Below are 16493 nucleotides of genomic sequence, written 5' to 3' on the forward strand. Positions count from 1 at the left end.
CGGCGGAGGGCACCAGCACGGCGCACCCGACCGGCGTACCCGCGCGGGCGATGTGTGCCGCGTACGTGCGTGAGCGTGTGCGGGTACGCGTGCGTACGCATGCCTGACGCGCCCATGCGTACCCGCACGCACGCGGCATTCCGGGCCCCGCGGACAGTGGCACCCACGTCCGCGGGGTCTGCGTGCTCTCCCGGCCTCCGTTTACGACCTGGGGAGCAACAGGGAGCGGGCTCCCGACGCCCTGCGACTCCGCCTCCCGCGTTGTCGTCGGTCACCGACGCCCCGCGTCGCCTCCCGCCTCCGCCTTGGATTCGAAGCCGCATGACGCCGCTCGCTGATCCACTCCCTATTGTTCCCCAGGTCGTTAGGATGCCGACAGGGGACCGGAGCTCCACCACCTCACGGAAGGGGCGGACCGCTACCCGGAAGCTTGTGTCGAGGAGACAGCAATGTCGACGATTCACCCCGACCCCGAAGCCACCGGTGCGGAGACCCCGCATCTCGACTTCGCGGGAACGACTCCGTACGAGGACTATGTCCAGGCGGATGTCCTGACCCACCTCCAGCACCCTCTCTCCGACGACCCGGGCGAGATGGTCTTCCTGGTCACCACCCAGGTCATGGAGTTGTGGTTCACCGTCATCGTGCACGAGTGGGAGACCGCCGCGCACGCCCTGCGCGAGGACCGGCTGACCGTCGCGCGCGATGCGCTGAAGCGGTCCGTGCGCGAACTGGAGGCGCTCAACGCCTCCTGGACGCCGCTCGCCCAGCTCACCCCCGCCCAGTTCAACTCCTACCGGGGCGCCCTCGGCGAGGGTTCCGGTTTCCAGTCGGCGATGTACCGGCGGATGGAGTTCCTGCTCGGCGACAAGTCCGCGTCCATGCTGGTGCCGCACCGGGGCGCGCCCCGCGTCCACGCCGAGCTGGAGAAGGCGCTGGCCGAACCGAGTCTGTACGACGAGACGCTCGCCCTGCTCGCCCGGCGCGGCCACGCCGTACCGCCGTCCGTGCTCGGACGTGACCTGACGCAGAAGTACGAGCCGTCGCCCGAGGTCGAGGCCGTCTGGGCGGAGATCTACGCCAACCCCGACCAGAACGACGAACTGGTCCGGCTCGGTGAGGCGCTCACCGATGTCGGCGAACTGGTGTGGCGCTGGCGCAACGACCACCTCGTCGCCACCCGGCGCGCGATGGGCTCGAAGACCGGTACCGGTGGTTCCGCCGGGGTCGCCTGGCTGGAGAAGCGGGCCACGAAGAATGTCTTCCCCGAGTTGTGGAGTGCGCGCAGCCATGTCTGAGACCTTCACCGGGCACGCTCCCGCATCCGGCGTCCGTGCCTCGGCGTCCGAGGAGCTCGGCGCGCGGGCCGCCGGGCTCGACGCCGCCGACCGGCTGGCCGGCCGACGCGAACTGTTCGCGCTCGACGACACCGTCTACCTGGACGGCAACTCGCTCGGTGCGCTGCCCGCCCACGTGCCAGGCCGGCTCCAGGAGGTGCTCACCCGTGAGTGGGGGGAGCTGCGCATCCGGTCCTGGGACGAGAGCGGCTGGTGGACCGCGCCCGAGCGGATCGGCGACCGCATCGCCCCGCTCGTCGGCGCCGCCGCCGGACAGATCGTCGTCGGCGACTCCACCAGCGTGAACGTCTTCAAGGCCCTCGTCGCCGCGACCCGGCTGGCGCCCGAGGGGCGTGACGAGATCCTCGTCGACGCGACGACGTTCCCCACGGACGGGTACATCGCGGCGTCCGCGGCCCGGATGACCGGCCACCGGCTCGTCCCGACCGCCCCCGCCGAGGTGCCGGACGCCCTCGGTCCCCGTACCGCGGCCGTCCTGCTCAACCACGTCGACTACCGCACCGGCAGGCTCCACGACCTGGCCGGGCTCACCGACGCCGTGCACGCCGCGGGGGCCGTCGCCGTCTGGGACCTGTGCCACAGCGCGGGCGCCCTGCCGGTGGGGCTCGACGCGCACGGCGTGGACCTGGCGGTCGGCTGCACGTACAAGTACCTGAACGGCGGGCCCGGTTCGCCCGCCTATCTGTACGTCGCCGAGCGCCATCAGGCGGACTTCGACTCGCCCCTGCCCGGGTGGACGTCGCACGCCGACCCGTTCGGCATGACGCCCGGGTACGTTCCGGCGGACGGCGCCGTACGGGGCCGGGTCGGCACCCCCGACATCCTCTCCATGCTCGCGCTGGAGGCGTCGCTGGACGTGTGGGACGGGGTGTCGATCGAGGCGGTACGGGCCAAGTCCCTGGCGCTGACGGACTTCTTCCTGGAGTGCGTCGCCGCGTACGCCCCCGAGGGCCGGATCACCTCCCTCACCCCGGTCGCGCACGCGGAGCGCGGCAGCCAGGTCGCGCTGCGGTGCGAGGACGCGGAGGCGGTCATGGGCGCCCTCATCGAGCGGGGCGTCGTCGGTGACCTGCGGCGTCCCGACGTGCTGCGGTTCGGATTCACCCCGCTGTACGTGGGGTTCTCGGATGTCGAGCGGGCGGCGCGGGTGCTGGGCGAAGTGCTCGACGGGCGGCAGCTCGACGGCAGGGCCTAGGGCGTGTTGCGAAAGTCCCGTCCGGCCCGCGACGCCTGGCACGGCGCCTCGCCACGTTGTCGGGACCGTCCACGTACGCCCAGTACGAGGACGACCCTCCGCCTTGCGGGCGCACGCACCGGACGACGCTCCTTCCGGGCAAACCTTGCCGGTCACGCCACTGGTGCCCGGGCCGGCCGGGCGTTGTCCTGATCCGTCGGCGGGGACGGGAACCATCGGTACTGGTACCGTCCCCGCAGGTCAGGCCAGTTGGACTGGCAGACCGTCGAGTACACGCCATCGACTCCCGGGCAGTCGGGCCCAACGGAGGAGACGGACAGGACGGGTTGGAGCATCATGTCGGATTCTGCCGCGCGTGATCGGGACGCAGCCGAGACCGAATCGGCCTTCTCTCATCCACCGGTCGCCCCCGACGCGTCCGCCGCCTACGGGAACCACCCCGACCAGCTGATCGACTTCTATGCCCCGCGGGACGGCCGGACGGGGGCGCCGGTGGTGGTCGTCCTGCACGGTGGCGCCTGGCGGGCGCCGTACGACCGCCGGCACATGTCGCCGTTCGCGGACTTCCTCGCCCGGCGCGGGTTCGCCGTGGCCAGTGTCGAGTACCGGCGCGGTGGCGAGATCCCCCAGCCGCGGGGGGACGGGCCGGTCGCGGGCCGCTGGCCCGAGACGTTCGACGACGTCGCCGCGGCGATGGACGTGCTGCCGGCCCTGCTGGCCCGGGAACTCCCGGAAGCCGACGTACGGCGGATCGTCCTCACCGGGCATTCGGCGGGCGGGCACCTCGCCCTGTGGGCCGCCGCCCGGCACGTGCTGCCCGAGGAGTCGCCATGGCGGCTGCCCGCGCCGCCCCCGTTGCGGGGCGTCGTCGCCCTCGCGCCGATCGCGGACTTCACCAGGGCCGTCGAGCTCGACGTGTGCTCGGGGGCGGTCGGTCAGTTCCTCGGCCGCGAGGAGGAGTTCGAGGAACGGTCCCGTCACGCCGACCCGGCGGTGCTGCTGCCCACCGGCATCGCGACGGTCGTGGTGCAGGGCACCACCGATCGCGATGTGCCGCAACCCGTCGCGGAGGCGTTCGTCGACGCGGCGGCGCGGGCCGGGGAGACAGTGGGGCTGACTCTGCTGCCCGAGGTCGGCCACTTCCCGCTGATCGACCCGGCGAGCGACGCGTGCGCGGTGGTGGCGGAGGAACTCGCGCAACTGGCCTGGTGATCCGCGACGGAGACGTTCCCGCGACGGAATCGTTCCCGCTAGTGCCGCGGCAGGCTACGTTTGCCCGTCAAGGAGCGGCGTGGGGTGCGTGCTCTCGGTGTGCCGGCCGGAAGTCCTTGTACTGGACGTACTTGGGCTTTCGGCTGGTGCAGCGAGAGTGCGTGCCCGACGTCGCGACGGGGCAAACGTTGCCTGATGCGGCACTAGGCACCACGCTCCGCCACGCACCACCGGCCGGTGCCGTGCTGTCGGCCGGTCCCGCATCCGTTCGCGCGCATCGCCCGGGAACGGGTTCCGTAGTCGATTTTCTCGGCGATGAACGGGCTCCGTGACGCCGCTCCGTAGTACTTGCGATGGACGGCGCAGGATCCGCATCACTGCTGACGTCCCGGGCCGTACCGGCGCCTACCGTGGAAACGTGACCGAGACCAAAACCAGAAGCCCCGAGTTCAGGCTGGCCGCCAGGGTGTTGGGCGGACTGCGGCAGGATCTCTTCAGCGACGCCTTCGCCTACCGTCCGCTGGAACGGATGCGGACGGACGGGCCGCTGACCGGCAGGCTGCCGGGCCGGATGCGTGCGCGGGCCGCCTGGACACCTCACGCCCTGGTCGGCGTGGCCGCGTTCTTCGTGGCAGTCATGGGCCTGGCCTCGGGGGATTCCTCAGGTCTGCGTTTCATGGTCGGGTGCGTCATGACCGCGCTGCTTCCCATGGCCACGGTGCTGATGACACTGGTCCGGCCGGTCGGCGCGTTCTGGGCGTCGCTGGCACTCGCCCCGTTCGCGGCGATCTTCGGCAGCGGCGGCTGGCCGTGGACGCCGAGCATGCTCCTCTCGCACCTGGTGGTGCTGGTGGTGGTTGCGGCCCGGACTCGGCCCCGTACCGCCGCCTGGATGTGGGGGATCACCGGGTTGTACGGCGCCCTGCTGCAAGGCCTCGGAGGACGGACCTCCGACGAGACCAACGGCCCCCTCGCCTTCGCCTCCGCGCTCGCACTGCTGCTGGTCGCCGTGGTGCAGATCCGTCGCGACGCGGAGCGCGAGGTCACGGTGCAGCGCACGGTGACCGCCGTCGAACGCGACCGGCGCACCCTGCTGGAGGAACGCACCACCATCGCCCGGGAACTGCACGACGTGGTCGCCCACCACATGTCGGTCGTCGCGATCCAGGCCGAGGCCGCCCCGTACCGGGTGGAGAACCCGCCGCCCGAGCTGGAGCAGGCGTTCGTCACGATCCGCGAGAACGCGGTCTCCGCCCTCACCGAACTGCGTCGGGTCCTCGGCGTCGTACGGGCCGACGACCAGCAGGTGCCGGACGCTCCCCAGCCCACCCTCGCCCAGCTCGACGGGCTCCTCGCCAATGTGCGTGAGGCGGGGCTGGAGACGGAAAAGACGGTCACCGGCGCGATACGTGAACTCCCGCAGGGCGTCGAGCTCTCGGCGTACCGGATCATTCAGGAGGCACTCAGCAACACGCTGCGGCACGCACCGGGCGCGGCCGCCAAGGTGGAGATCGGTTACGTGCTCGGCGGGCTGGGGCTGCGTGTCGTGAACGGACCGGCGACCGCTCCGGTGAAGCCCTCGCCGGGCGCCGGCCACGGGATCACGGGGATGCGGGAGCGGGTCACGATGCTGAATGGCACGATGACGGCCGGGGAAACCGAGGAGGGCGGCTACGAGATTGCCGCGTTCATCCCCGTGGCACTCGACCCCGAACCGAGCACGGCGCGCGACATGAACGAGACGACCTTGGTGATGCCGGCGACGCAGGGGGCGGCGGCTACCGAGGCGACCCGGGAGACGCGGGCGAAGCGAACGACGGAGGAGAACGAGGTACACCGGGTGAAAGGTGTGAACAACGTGGACGCGGCACATCGGGATGAACAGGGCGAGCAGGGCGAGCAGGGCGAGCAGGGTGAGCGGGCGGAACCGGCGGGTCGGGTGGGTCGGGTGGAACGGGCGGAACAGGTATGACCTCGGCCTTCGCTTCCGCGTCTGCTTCCGGCTCCGGCTCGCTCCCCGGTGACCCGCCCATCAGGGTGCTGATCGTGGACGATCAGATGATGGTCCGGGAGGGATTCTCGGTCCTGCTCAACGCCATGCCGGGAATCGAGGTCGTCGGCGAGGCGGTCGACGGTCGGCAGGCCGTCGCGAAGGTCGCGGCGCTGCGCCCCGACGTGGTGCTGATGGACATCCGGATGCCGGAACTCAACGGCATCGAGGCGACCCGCGAGATCGTCGCCGCCGACGCGGACGCCAAGGTGTTGGTGCTGACCACGTTCGACCTGGACGAGTACGTCTACCAGGCACTGCGCGCCGGGGCCTCCGGCTTCCTCCTCAAGGACGCCTCCGCCCGACAACTGGCCGATGCCGTACGGGTGGTGGCCGCCGGTGAGGCCCTGCTCGCCCCGACCGTCACCAAGCGGCTGATCAACGAGTTCGCCAAGCTCGCCGAGACGCCGCGTCCGCCCGCGCTCGCCCGAGTCGGGGACCTCACGGAACGCGAGACGGAGGTGCTCGTCCTTATCGCCCAGGGCCGGTCGAACGCGGAGATCGCCTCGCACCTGGTCGTCGCCGAGTCCACCATCAAGACCCATGTCAGCCGCATCCTGGTGAAACTGGGGCTGCGCGACCGCACACAGGCCGCCGTCTTCGCGTACGAGGCCAGACTGATCACCCCGTCCTGAGCCGCACCCGGCCACGGCCGAGGGCGGAGAGGCCCGGCCGGGTGCGGGGCTGGTCGGCGGCGACCTGGCCGGTTAGCGTCCCTGTATGAGCCCGTCTTCCCGTTCCGCGGCCGATGTTCCCTTCCGGTCGTCCGAGTCCTCCGGCTCCCACGCCTCCTTCGACCCGTGGTCACCGGCGTTCGTCGCCGATCCGTACCCGGCCTGTACCGCGCTGCGGGCGGCAGGCCGGGTGCACTACTTCGAGCCAAGTGACCAGTGGCTCGTCCCGCACCACGCCGATGTGTCCGCGCTGCTGCGCGATCGCCGCCTGGGCCGTACGTACCTGTACCGCTTCACCCACGAGGAGTTCGGCCGCACCCCGCCGCCCGCCGAGCACGAGCCCTTCCACACCCTCAACGGGCAGGGCCTTCTCGACCTGGAGGCGCCCGACCACACCCGGATCCGGCGCCTGGTCTCCAAGGCGTTCACCCCACGCACGGTCGAGCGGCTCGTCCCGACGGTACGGCGGCTCGCCGCCGAGCTGGTCGACTCGTTCGTCGAGGCGGGCGGCGGCGATCTGCTCACGGCGGTCGCCGAACCGCTGCCCGTGGCGGTCATAGCCGAGATGCTCGGCATCCCGGAGTCCGACCGCGCCCCGCTGCGCCCCTGGTCGGCGGCGATCTGCGGAATGTTCGAGCTGAACCCGTCCGAGGAGACCGCCCGTGCCGCCGTGCGCGCCTCGCTCGACTTCTCCGCGTACCTGCGCGAGCTGATCGCGGAGCGGCGCAAGAACCCGGGTACGGACCTGATCTCCGCGCTCATCGCCGCCCACGACGAGGGGGAGCGGCTGAGCGAACAGGAGATGATCTCCACCTGCGTACTGCTTCTCAACGCCGGGCACGAGGCGACCGTCAACACCACGGTGAACGGCTGGTGGACGCTGCTGCGCCACCCCGAACAGCTCGCAGCCGTGCGTGCCGACCACGGACTGCTACCGACGGCGATCGAGGAGCTGATGCGGTACGACACTCCGCTCCAGATGTTCGAGCGCTGGGTCCTCGACGACATCGAGATCGACGGCACGGTCATCCCGCGCGGGTCCGAAGTGGCCCTGCTCTTCGGCTCCGCCAACCGTGATCCCGCCCGCTTCGAGGCTCCGGACGCCCTGGACCTGAGCCGCCGCGAGAATCCGCACATCACCTTCGGCGCGGGCATCCACTTCTGTCTGGGCGCCCCGCTCGCCCGGGTCGAACTCGCCGCCTCCTTCGGTGAGCTGCTGCGCCGCGCCCCGGGCCTCCGGCTGGTGGCCGAGCCGGAATGGAACCCGGGCTACGTGATCAGGGGACTGAAGGAACTCCGCGTCGAGCTGTGACCCGAGCGAAGGGCGACAGGGCACACGCGCCGGCCCCGGGAACCCGTCCCGGCTTTTCGGATCCTGCGCCCCGGCCGGTTTCCCGGGGCCTGTGCCCCGGCCCGGATATGCGGCCTGGATTCCTCGGCCCGGATACGCGGGCCTGGATTCCTCGGCCCGGATACTCCGGTCCGGTTTCCCGGCCTCGACACCGCTCGACACCGGCCTCGATACCTGGGATCGGTCCCCGGGATCGGCCGACCGGGCTCCGTGCCCCGGCTCGGACGGTCCCCGGCTCAGCACCGCTTGGCCCGGTGGCCCGGGGCTCAGTGGCCCTGAGGCCCGGTGGCCTGGGCTCAGCGGCCCTGGGCTCAGCGGCCCTGAGACCAGCGGCCCTGAGACCAACGGCCCTGAGGCCAACGGCCCTGAGACCAACGGCCTTGAGGCCGGCTGTCCGGGTTGGTGGAGATCGGACACGGCGGCTCCGGCTCCGTCAGCTCTTGCTCAGCATCCTGGACCGCAGAGCGGTGGGCCGGCCAGCACGTCGAAGGCCGGCCCGAAGGCCGCGAGTCCCGCGAGGAGAGCCGCCGCCCCGAGGGGGGAGGGGGGGCCGACCGCCACCTTCCCTGCACGAGGGCGAAGAGGGCGATCCCGGCCGTGATGCCGCCGAGCACCAGGACGGGGAGCCCGAGCCAGAGCACGTTCCACTCCGACTCCCCTTCGAAGCCGCCGAAGACGCCGTGTCGGCCGTACGGGGCCAGGCGAGCAGCCCGACCACTCCACCGACGGCGGCGGCGAGGCAGCCGACGATTTCGCGAACGGTTTCGCCCCGGTTCTCCATGGCCGGAGTGACGCGGGCGGGCCGCGGGACGGTTGCACCCGGGCCCCGCCCACATCACCGTGTCACTGCGTCACCGTTTCTCACTTTGCCCCCTCGTCTCTTTACCCCCTCATCCCACTGCCCGTTCGTCTCTTTGCCGCGCCATCAGGTCAGGACATCGCGTCGTCGCAGCGCCGCCACCCCGGTGCCCACTAGCGCCACCGCTATCGCCGTCAGCGCGAGCACGGGGCTCCACTCCATCCCGGTGCCTCCTGGCAGCTTCGGCAGGTGGGTGAACGGCGACAGGTCCATCATCGGCTGAGGCAGATCCAGCGCGGGCCCGATCCACCCGAGCGCCAGGCATGCCCCCGCCACGCCCCAGGAGGCCACCGCGGCCTTCGGGAGCGCCCCGTACAGCAGGACCGTGACGCCGCCCAGCAGCCAGATCGCGGGCAACTGGACCAGCGACGCCCCCAGCACGGCCGGGAGGTCGTGGCCGTACCCGGCGGCCAGGCCGACTCCGCCCACCACCGTGATCAGGGCCGCCCCGCCGAACGCGACCACCAGATGCCCCGCCGCCCACCGCAGTCGGCCCACCCCGCACGCCAGCACCGGTTCGGCGCGCCCGGCCGTCTCCTCGCCGTGCAGCCGCAACACCGACGCCACGATGTACAGCGCGGCGACCATGCCGAGCATGGAGACCATCGCCGCGAGGAAGGCATCGGTCAGACCGGACTGACCGCCCATCCGCTCGAAGATCTCCCGCGTCTTCGGGTTGTCGCCGACCAGGTCCGCCGCCCCGTCGGTCAGCCCGCCGAATACGACCCCGACCGCTGCGAACGACAGCGTCCAGCCGATCAGCGCTCCCCGCTGGAGCCGCAGCGCGAGCCCGGAGGCGGACGATATCCGCCCCCGCGCCGGCCCGGGCCGGGTCGCCAGGAAGCTCATGCCGACATCGCGCCGCCCAGCCAGGGCGTAGGCCAGGACGGCCTGGACCGCGATCGCGGCCGCCATGACGAGCAGCACCCACCAGCGTGTCCCCGCGTATGCCCGCACGTTCTCCGCCCAGCCGAGGGGAGAGAGCCAGGTCAGGACCGACGAACCGTCGTCCGTCGTCGCATCGCCCGCCGCCTTCAGGACGAACGCGGCACCGATCACCGCCGCCGTGAGCCCCTTCGCGAGCCGCGCGCTCTCGGTGAACTGAGCTGCCATCGCCGCCGTGCAGGCGAACAGCGCACCCGTCCCGGCGACCGCCGCGGCGAGCGCCACCGCGCCGGACCCGCCCGCGCCGGAGCCGGCCATGCCGACCGCGACGACCAGCGCCAGCGCGGCGTTGGCGATCAACGCGGTGAGCAGCGCGGCCGTCAGCGGGGCGCGGCGCCCCACCATCGCGGAGGACAGCATTTCCTGACGCCCGGTCTCCTCTTCCTCACGGGTGTGCCGCACGACGACGATCAGGTTCATCACGGCTGCCAGCGCCCCGCCGAAGCAGACCATCCGCCAGCTGACGAGACCGCCGACGGAGTCGGCGAAGACCGGTCCGTACAGAGCCCTGAGGGAACTGTTGCCGTTCATCGACGCGGCCAGCTCAGCCCGACCGGCGGCGGTGTCGTACAGCGAGGCGAAGGAGTTGGCGACGGGGGAGAAGGAGCCCCCGAGCACGAGCACCCAGATCGGCAGCATGATCCGGTCGCGCCGCAGCGCGAGCCGCAGGAGCGTCCCGGTGCCCGCGAACTGCCGGGCCACCGAGCCGGTCCGGGGCCCCGCACCGGTCGGCGCGGTCGTGGTCACGGCAGTCACCGCACCGTCACCCCCACGCCCTCGCCGCCGTCCGCGCCGTCCGGCCTACCCGCGCCGTCCGGTCCGTCCGCGCCGTCCGGCCTGCCCGGCCCATCCGCGCCGTTCTTCGCCGGGCTCTTCGCCCGGCTCTCGGCCCCGCCGTCCGTTCCGCCCGCCGTATCCGTCGTGTCCGCTGTTTCCGTCGCATCTGCTGTGTCCATCATGTCGGCCGGGCCCACCGAGTCCGTCGTGTAGTGGCGGAGGAAGAGCTCCTCCAGTGTGGGCGGCGTGCTCGTCAGGGTTCGGACGCCCGATGCGGAGAGCGTTCTGAGCACCGCGTCCAGCTTGTCCGTATCGACCTGGAGCGTCACGCGAAGGCCCTGCACCCGGAGGTCATGGACGCCAGGAAGACGCGCGAGCCCGTCGGGTGGGCCGGCCAGCTCGGCGGTGATGTTCGTACGGGTGAGATGACGCATGCCGGCCAGCGAACCGGTCTCGACCGTCCGGCCCTGACGGATGATGCTGACCCGGTCGCAGAGCGTCTCCACTTCGCTGAGGATGTGGCTGGACAGCAGGACCGTGCGCCCGCGCGCGCGTTCCTGGGCGACACAGTCCTGGAAGACCTCCTCCATCAGCGGATCGAGGCCGCTGGTCGGCTCGTCGAGGATCAGCAGATCCACGTCGGAGGCGAAGGCGGCGACGAGGGCGACCTTCTGCCGGTTGCCCTTGGAATACGTGCGCCCCTTCTTCGTCGGGTCGAGTTCGAAGCGCTCGACCAGCTCGGCGCGTCTGGTCCGGTCGAGGCCGCCGCGCAGCCGCCCGTAGAGATCGATCACCTCGCCGCCCGACAGATTGCGCCACAGCGTGACGTCACCCGGGACGTACGCCACTCTCCGGTGGAGCTCGACCGCGTCGCCCCATGGATCGCGGCCGAGCAGCCGGGTTGTGCCGGAGTCGGCTCGCAACAGTCCGAGCAGTACCCGGATGGTGGTGGACTTCCCGGAGCCGTTGGGCCCGAGGAAGCCGTGAACCTCACCGGGCTCGACCGCGAGGTCGAGACCGTCCAGTGCGCGCGTTCGGCCGAACGACTTGCACAGCCCGGCCACCCTGATTGCCTGCGTCATGTTCTGAAAGTACGCTACTTTCACAAATTTGTGAAGTTAAGGAAGCGTATAAAGTTGGAGGCGCGGCGAGGCCGGAGAAGCGGTGGGGGCCGAGGACACAGGGGAGACGATCGGGCGATGACCAGCGAAACCGAACAGGGCGCGCGTACCGAGCGGGAGGCGGAGGCCGTCTCACGGTTCGTGGAGCGGTTCGCGTCCGACATGACGGAGGCGGGGATGCAGCGGATGGCGTCCCGCGTCTTCGCCGCGCTCCTCGCGGACGACGACGGGTCGATGACGTCCGCCGAGCTCGCCCTGGCACTGCAGATCAGCCCCGCCGCGGTGTCCGGCGCGATCAACTACCTCACGCAGGTCAGCATGGTCGGCCGCGAGCGCGAGCCGGGCTCGCGGCGGGACCGCTACCGCCTCCACGACGAGCTCTGGTACACCACCTTCGCCAACCGTGACCGGCTGCTCACCCGGTGGGAGAACACCCTGAAGGAAGGCGCCCGCACCTTGGGGGAGCACACCCCTGCCGGGGCCAGGCTCGCCGAGACAGCGGCGTTCTTCGAGTTCGTGCAGGCGGAGCTGGGCGGGATGATGGACCGCTGGCGCGAGCACCGCAAGAAGCTCGACCTGCCGACCGCCGACGAGAGCCAGGGCTCCTGACCACCGGGGCGCCCGCTGACCACGGGGCGCCTGACGACCGGGAACTTCGGCCCTCGCTCCCGGCGTCCGGGCGCCCCGGCGCTGCCTCCCCGGGGTCATTCCCCGGCCGACGTCCCGGCCTCGGCCGGCAGCATAAGTCCCCAGGCCCCCGCCCGCACCGTCCACGTGCGCGTCCGGACCGGGCCGCCGACCTGCGTGTCCGCGCGGTAGCGGAAGTCCGCGCCCGAGACCGTGACTGCCTTCGCCTCCGCCGTGACCGGATCCGCCTCCGGAGGACGTATCACCACCTCCGCGAGGCCGTCGTCGCCACCGCGCGAGGTCACCGTCACGGACTCGACCGGGCGGTCCAGGTCGTTCAGCAGGACGCCGTCCGCCTCGACCCGCAGCCGGTGCGTGCGGGGCGGGTCCGGGGGCTTCGACGGGGTCGGGCGCACGAGGGCGCGGACCAGCGAGCGGCAGGTGTCCCACATGGCCGTGGCCCCGGTGGGGGCGGTCGCCGCGTCCGGCGGCGCCCCGCGGCCCGTGGCCTGGTCCGGAGCCCGGTCCGGGGCGCGGTCCAGCAGGTGGGCCTGATGGGCAGGGTGGGTCGGGTGGGCCGGGATGTGCAGAGCACCCAGCACCAGGCCGTCGCTGTCGTCGACCAGCAGGTCGAGCCTGCGCACGGACCCGTCCAGGGCGGTGCGCGCCGCCGCCACCGCTCCCCGCGGCACGCCGAGCGAATGTGCGAGTTCCAGCGCGTCGGCGGAGCCGACCGGGATCAGCGCGAGCGACTTGTCGGCCGGTTCCCGCTCCCGGTGCAACAGGGCCACCGCCCGCCGCAGCGCGAGGTCGTCGCCGACCACCACCGGGCGTCGAACACCCCTGCGGGACAAGGCCCGTGCGAATTCCTCGGGCCCTTCGGGCAGACAGATCTTGGCATGCGAACCGGCGCTGAGCACGTCCTTCGCGATGCGAACGGACTCGCCGTCGGTCCGGCGGGCCACCGGATCGATGACCACCAGCAGCTGGTGCGCACCGTCGCCGGGGGGCTGGGCAGCCGACACCTCGGTCCTTCCTCGGGTAGCATCTTGGTGCAAGAGCCCCTTTCGCTATTGCGCCAGGGGCTTCGTCTATTCCGGGGCACCCGGTTCGACGGTTCAGGCCGTGCCGTACATCGTCGTACGGCGTGTACGACGTTCATGTACGCCCCCTGACCTTGGACATGCCCCGCCCGGAAGGGGTGTACGCCTGTGCCCGCACTTGTGCTGCTCGGTGCTCAGTGGGGTGACGAGGGCAAGGGAAAGGCCACCGACCTGCTCGGTGGGTCCGTTGACTACGTGGTGCGTTACCAGGGCGGCAACAACGCCGGCCACACGGTGGTCGTCGGTGACCAGAAATACGCACTCCATCTCCTCCCCTCCGGAATCCTGTCGCCGGGGTGCACCCCGGTCATCGGGAACGGTGTCGTCGTCGATCCGGCGGTCCTCCTTTCCGAGCTGAGTGGGCTGAACGAGCGCGGCGTGGACACGTCCAAGCTCCTGATCAGCGGCAATGCCCATTTGATCACCCCGTACAACGTCACGATCGACAAGGTGACGGAACGGTTCCTCGGCAAGCGCAGGATCGGCACGACCGGGCGCGGTATCGGCCCGACGTACGCCGACAAGATCAACCGGGTGGGCATCCGCGTCCAGGACCTCTACGACGAGTCGATCCTGGAGCAGAAGGTCGAGGCGGCCCTGGAGCAGAAGAATCAGCTCCTCGCCAAGGTCTTCAACCGGCGCGCCATCGAGTCCGGCAAGATCGTCGAGGAGATGCTCCAGTACGCGGAGCAGATCAAGCCGTACATCGCGGACACGACGCTGGTCCTGAACAACGCCATCGACGAGGGCAAGGTCGTCCTGTTCGAGGGCGGTCAGGGCACGCTGCTCGATGTCGACCACGGCACGTACCCCTTCGTCACCTCGTCGAACCCGACGGCGGGCGGTGCCTGCACCGGTGCGGGCGTGGGCCCGACGAAGATCAGCCGGGTCATCGGCATCCTCAAGGCGTACACCACACGCGTCGGCGCGGGCCCGTTCCCGACGGAGCTGTTCGACGAGGACGGCGAGGCGCTGCGCCGGATCGGCGGTGAGCGTGGCGTCACCACCGGCCGCGACCGTCGCTGCGGCTGGTTCGACGCCGTGATCGCGCGGTACGCGACCCGGGTCAACGGCCTCACCGACTTCTTCCTCACCAAGCTGGACGTGCTGACCGGCTGGGAGCAGATCCCGGTCTGTGTCGCGTACGAGATCGACGGCAAGCGCGTCGAGGAGCTTCCGTACAGCCAGACCGACTTCCACCACGCGAAGCCGGTCTACGAGATGCTGCCGGGCTGGTCGGAGGACATCACGAAGGCCAAGACCTTCTCCGACCTGCCGAAGAACGCGCAGGCGTACGTGAAGGCGCTGGAGGACATGTCCGGCGCCCCGATCTCCGCGATCGGTGTCGGCCCCGGCCGCACCGAGACGATCGAGATCAACTCGTTCCTGTAGGTCTCCCGGCACGGGAAGCCCTGACGCAGGGATTTCCGAGGGAAGCCACGGGCGCGGCGAGGGCCGGGCGGTGCGTTCCGGCCCTCGCGTGCGTCTCCGGGCCCGTTCCGGGGCCCCGGGTCGTTCCGGGCCGGCCGAGACCGGGGCCGGGGCCGTTCCGGAACGTCCGGGGCCTGTCTTCGGGCCCGGCCGGCCTGGCGTGTCGGTGCCGTCACTCGACCTCCCGGAATGGGTACGTGCCGGTGCCTGTCGTGTCGACGGACGGGACGGTGAAGTCGATGTCGAGCGGGTGCGCCCCCGACGGCTGCGTTCCGGCCCGCAGTTCGCTGTAGCCCTCTCTGCCAGCCTTTGATGAGACGCCCCGTCGAGCCGGCCGACGGCGGACAGCACTTGTTCGGTCGAGTCGAGTTCACAGCGACGCACTCGGCATCGACCTGCTCCACAACCCCTGGCTGGTCGAGCAGGATCCGGCCGTCGCCCGGCTGGCCGCTCTGTGGTACTGGAACACCCAGAACGGCCCGGGCGCCATGACCTCGCACGACGCCATGGCCGGCGGCGCGGGCTTCTGCGAGACGATCCGTTCCATTACGGCCATGGGCTCGGATCAAGTCCCCTTGTTCTTTCCCCTGTTGAGGGTGGGTGCGGCCGTGGCGGTGGCCCGTGAACCAGGTCCGAAGGCGGGCATTCGGAAGTATTTCCGAGGCTGGTCCCGACCTTGACAGGTCTGGACCAGCGGCGCTTGAGTGGCCGTCACACCCCCATGGCGGCGCACCGTCCAGCTTCGGTGCGCCGCACCGAAGGAGTGATCACGTGATCAGACGCGTCATGGGCCTGCTCGCCGCGCTGGGCGCGGTCGCCGCCATGGTCGTGGCCCTCCCGGCCACCACCGCCGCCGCGGCGGCGGACTGCGCGGCACCCTGGAACTCCTCGTCCGTCTACACCGGTGGCGGAACGGTCTCCTACAACGGGCACAACTGGACCGCCAAGTGGTGGACCCAGAACGAAACTCCCGGCAGCTCCGACGTCTGGGCCGACAAAGGCAGTTGCGGCGGCGGAGGCGGCGGGACCGACCCGGGCAATCCGTCGGGATTCGTGGTGAGCGAGGCGCAGTTCAACCAGATGTTCCCGAACCGGAACCCCTTCTACACGTACAACGGGCTCACCGCCGCGCTGAGCGCCTACCCGGCCTTCGCGAACACAGGCAGCGACACCGTCAAGCGTCAGGAAGCGGCGGCGTTCCTCGCCAACGTCAGCCATGAGACGGGCGGCCTGGTGCACGTGGTCGAGCAGAACACGTCGAACTACCCGCACTACTGCGACAGCAGCCAGCCCTATGGCTGCCCGGCCGGTCAGGCCGCTTACTACGGGCGGGGCCCGATCCAGCTCAGCTGGAACTTCAACTACAAGGCGGCCGGTGACGCCCTCGGCATCGACCTGCTGCACAACCCGTACCTGGTCGAGCAGGACGCCTCGGTCGCGTGGAAGACCGGCCTCTGGTATTGGAACACCCAGAACGGTCCCGGAACCATGACCGCCCATCAGGCCATGGTGAACGGGGCCGGATTCGGCGAGACCATCCGCTCCATCAACGGAGCCCTGGAGTGCAACGGGGGCAACCCCCCGCAGGTCCAGAGCCGTATCGACCGTTACAAGGCGTTCACGCAGATCCTCGGCACCACCCCGGGCGACAAACTGAGCTGCTGACCCGCGGCCTGCTGACCTGCTGAGCTGTCGGGCCTGCTGACCTGCGGACCGGCGACATCGGCATCGCGTCGGGGGCATGTCCGGTTCCGACCGGGTACGCCCCCGACGTGTGTCCGGGAACGGCT

12 protein-coding genes and 1 pseudogene are annotated in these 16493 nt (G+C 71.1%); 10 read left to right on the forward strand and 3 right to left on the reverse strand.

Features of this window, described 5'->3' with window-relative positions; translation table 11 throughout:
* Positions 1–449: 449 nt before the first annotated feature.
* From ACFYXM_RS31915 to ACFYXM_RS31940, 6 genes are all read left to right on the forward strand, one after another.
* Positions 450–1298: a tryptophan 2,3-dioxygenase family protein gene (locus tag ACFYXM_RS31915; protein WP_389294619.1), complete on the forward strand. Its 849-nt coding sequence runs from the start codon at positions 450–452 to the stop codon at positions 1296–1298.
* Positions 1291–2553, forward strand: a complete 1263-nt coding sequence (gene kynU, locus ACFYXM_RS31920; RefSeq protein WP_389294621.1) for a kynureninase — start codon at positions 1291–1293, stop codon at positions 2551–2553. Before ACFYXM_RS31915 ends, kynU begins: the two co-directional genes overlap by 8 nt.
* Before the next feature lie 336 nt (positions 2554–2889).
* Entirely contained in the window at positions 2890–3765 is an 876-nt protein-coding gene (locus tag ACFYXM_RS31925) for an alpha/beta hydrolase (protein ID WP_389294623.1), read from the forward strand.
* Positions 3766–4183: 418 nt separating this feature from the next.
* Positions 4184–5737, forward strand: coding sequence for a sensor histidine kinase (locus tag ACFYXM_RS31930; protein WP_389294625.1), 1554 nt, complete (start codon positions 4184–4186; stop codon positions 5735–5737).
* Positions 5734–6450, forward strand: coding sequence for a response regulator (locus tag ACFYXM_RS31935; RefSeq protein WP_389294627.1), 717 nt, complete (start codon positions 5734–5736; stop codon positions 6448–6450). Before ACFYXM_RS31930 ends, ACFYXM_RS31935 begins: the two co-directional genes overlap by 4 nt.
* 85 nt (positions 6451–6535) lie before the next feature.
* Positions 6536–7801: a cytochrome P450 gene (locus ACFYXM_RS31940; protein WP_389294629.1), complete on the forward strand. Its 1266-nt coding sequence runs from the start codon at positions 6536–6538 to the stop codon at positions 7799–7801.
* A 964-nt stretch (positions 7802–8765) separates the two neighbouring features.
* Here ACFYXM_RS31940 and ACFYXM_RS31945 read toward each other — a convergent pair.
* Together ACFYXM_RS31945 and ACFYXM_RS31950 are read right to left on the reverse strand one after the other, a co-directional pair.
* Positions 8766–10391, reverse strand: a complete 1626-nt coding sequence (locus ACFYXM_RS31945) for an ABC transporter permease (protein ID WP_389294631.1) — start codon at positions 10389–10391, stop codon at positions 8766–8768.
* A 5-nt stretch (positions 10392–10396) separates the two neighbouring features.
* Positions 10397–11503: an ATP-binding cassette domain-containing protein gene (locus tag ACFYXM_RS31950; RefSeq protein WP_389294633.1), complete on the reverse strand. Its 1107-nt coding sequence runs from the start codon at positions 11501–11503 to the stop codon at positions 10397–10399.
* Positions 11504–11620: 117 nt separating this feature from the next.
* Here ACFYXM_RS31950 and ACFYXM_RS31955 point away from each other — a divergent pair, with 117 nt between their 5' ends.
* A complete protein-coding gene (locus ACFYXM_RS31955; RefSeq protein ID WP_389294635.1) occupies positions 11621–12151 on the forward strand; it encodes a GbsR/MarR family transcriptional regulator in 531 nt (176 codons plus the stop codon).
* A 95-nt stretch (positions 12152–12246) separates the two neighbouring features.
* Here the strand turns inward: ACFYXM_RS31955 and ACFYXM_RS31960 are convergent, their stop codons facing one another.
* Positions 12247–13194: a diacylglycerol kinase family protein gene (locus tag ACFYXM_RS31960; protein ID WP_389294637.1), complete on the reverse strand. Its 948-nt coding sequence runs from the start codon at positions 13192–13194 to the stop codon at positions 12247–12249.
* A 186-nt stretch (positions 13195–13380) separates the two neighbouring features.
* Here ACFYXM_RS31960 and ACFYXM_RS31965 point away from each other — a divergent pair, with 186 nt between their 5' ends.
* The 3 genes and pseudogenes from ACFYXM_RS31965 (at position 13381) to ACFYXM_RS31975 (ending at position 16368) form a co-directional block, all read left to right on the forward strand.
* Entirely contained in the window at positions 13381–14664 is a 1284-nt protein-coding gene (locus ACFYXM_RS31965) for an adenylosuccinate synthase (protein ID WP_360113863.1), read from the forward strand.
* 416 nt (positions 14665–15080) lie between these two features.
* Positions 15081–15251, forward strand: a pseudogene (locus ACFYXM_RS31970) (glycoside hydrolase family 19 protein); the annotation flags it as partial.
* A 223-nt stretch (positions 15252–15474) separates the two neighbouring features.
* Entirely contained in the window at positions 15475–16368 is an 894-nt protein-coding gene (locus ACFYXM_RS31975) for a glycoside hydrolase family 19 protein (RefSeq protein WP_389294639.1), read from the forward strand.
* Positions 16369–16493 lie beyond the last annotated feature (125 nt).

Source organism: Streptomyces sp. NPDC002476 (genome assembly GCF_042889785.1).
Classification (GTDB): domain Bacteria; phylum Actinomycetota; class Actinomycetes; order Streptomycetales; family Streptomycetaceae; genus Streptomyces.

What these genes read in the sequence shown, in the direction of transcription:
- ACFYXM_RS31925 (WP_389294623.1), top strand. Translation starts at nt 2,890, where the DNA reads ATGTCGGATTCTGCCGCGCGTGATCGGGACGCAGCCGAGACCGAATCG.
- ACFYXM_RS31935 (WP_389294627.1), top strand. Translation starts at nt 5,734, where the DNA reads ATGACCTCGGCCTTCGCTTCCGCGTCTGCTTCCGGCTCCGGCTCGCTC.
- kynU (WP_389294621.1), top strand. Translation starts at nt 1,291, where the DNA reads ATGTCTGAGACCTTCACCGGGCACGCTCCCGCATCCGGCGTCCGTGCC.
- ACFYXM_RS31955 (WP_389294635.1), top strand. Translation starts at nt 11,621, where the DNA reads ATGACCAGCGAAACCGAACAGGGCGCGCGTACCGAGCGGGAGGCGGAG.
- ACFYXM_RS31940 (WP_389294629.1), top strand. Translation starts at nt 6,536, where the DNA reads ATGAGCCCGTCTTCCCGTTCCGCGGCCGATGTTCCCTTCCGGTCGTCC.
- ACFYXM_RS31950 (WP_389294633.1), bottom strand. Translation starts at nt 11,503, where the DNA reads ATGACGCAGGCAATCAGGGTGGCCGGGCTGTGCAAGTCGTTCGGCCGA.
- ACFYXM_RS31915 (WP_389294619.1), top strand. Translation starts at nt 450, where the DNA reads ATGTCGACGATTCACCCCGACCCCGAAGCCACCGGTGCGGAGACCCCG.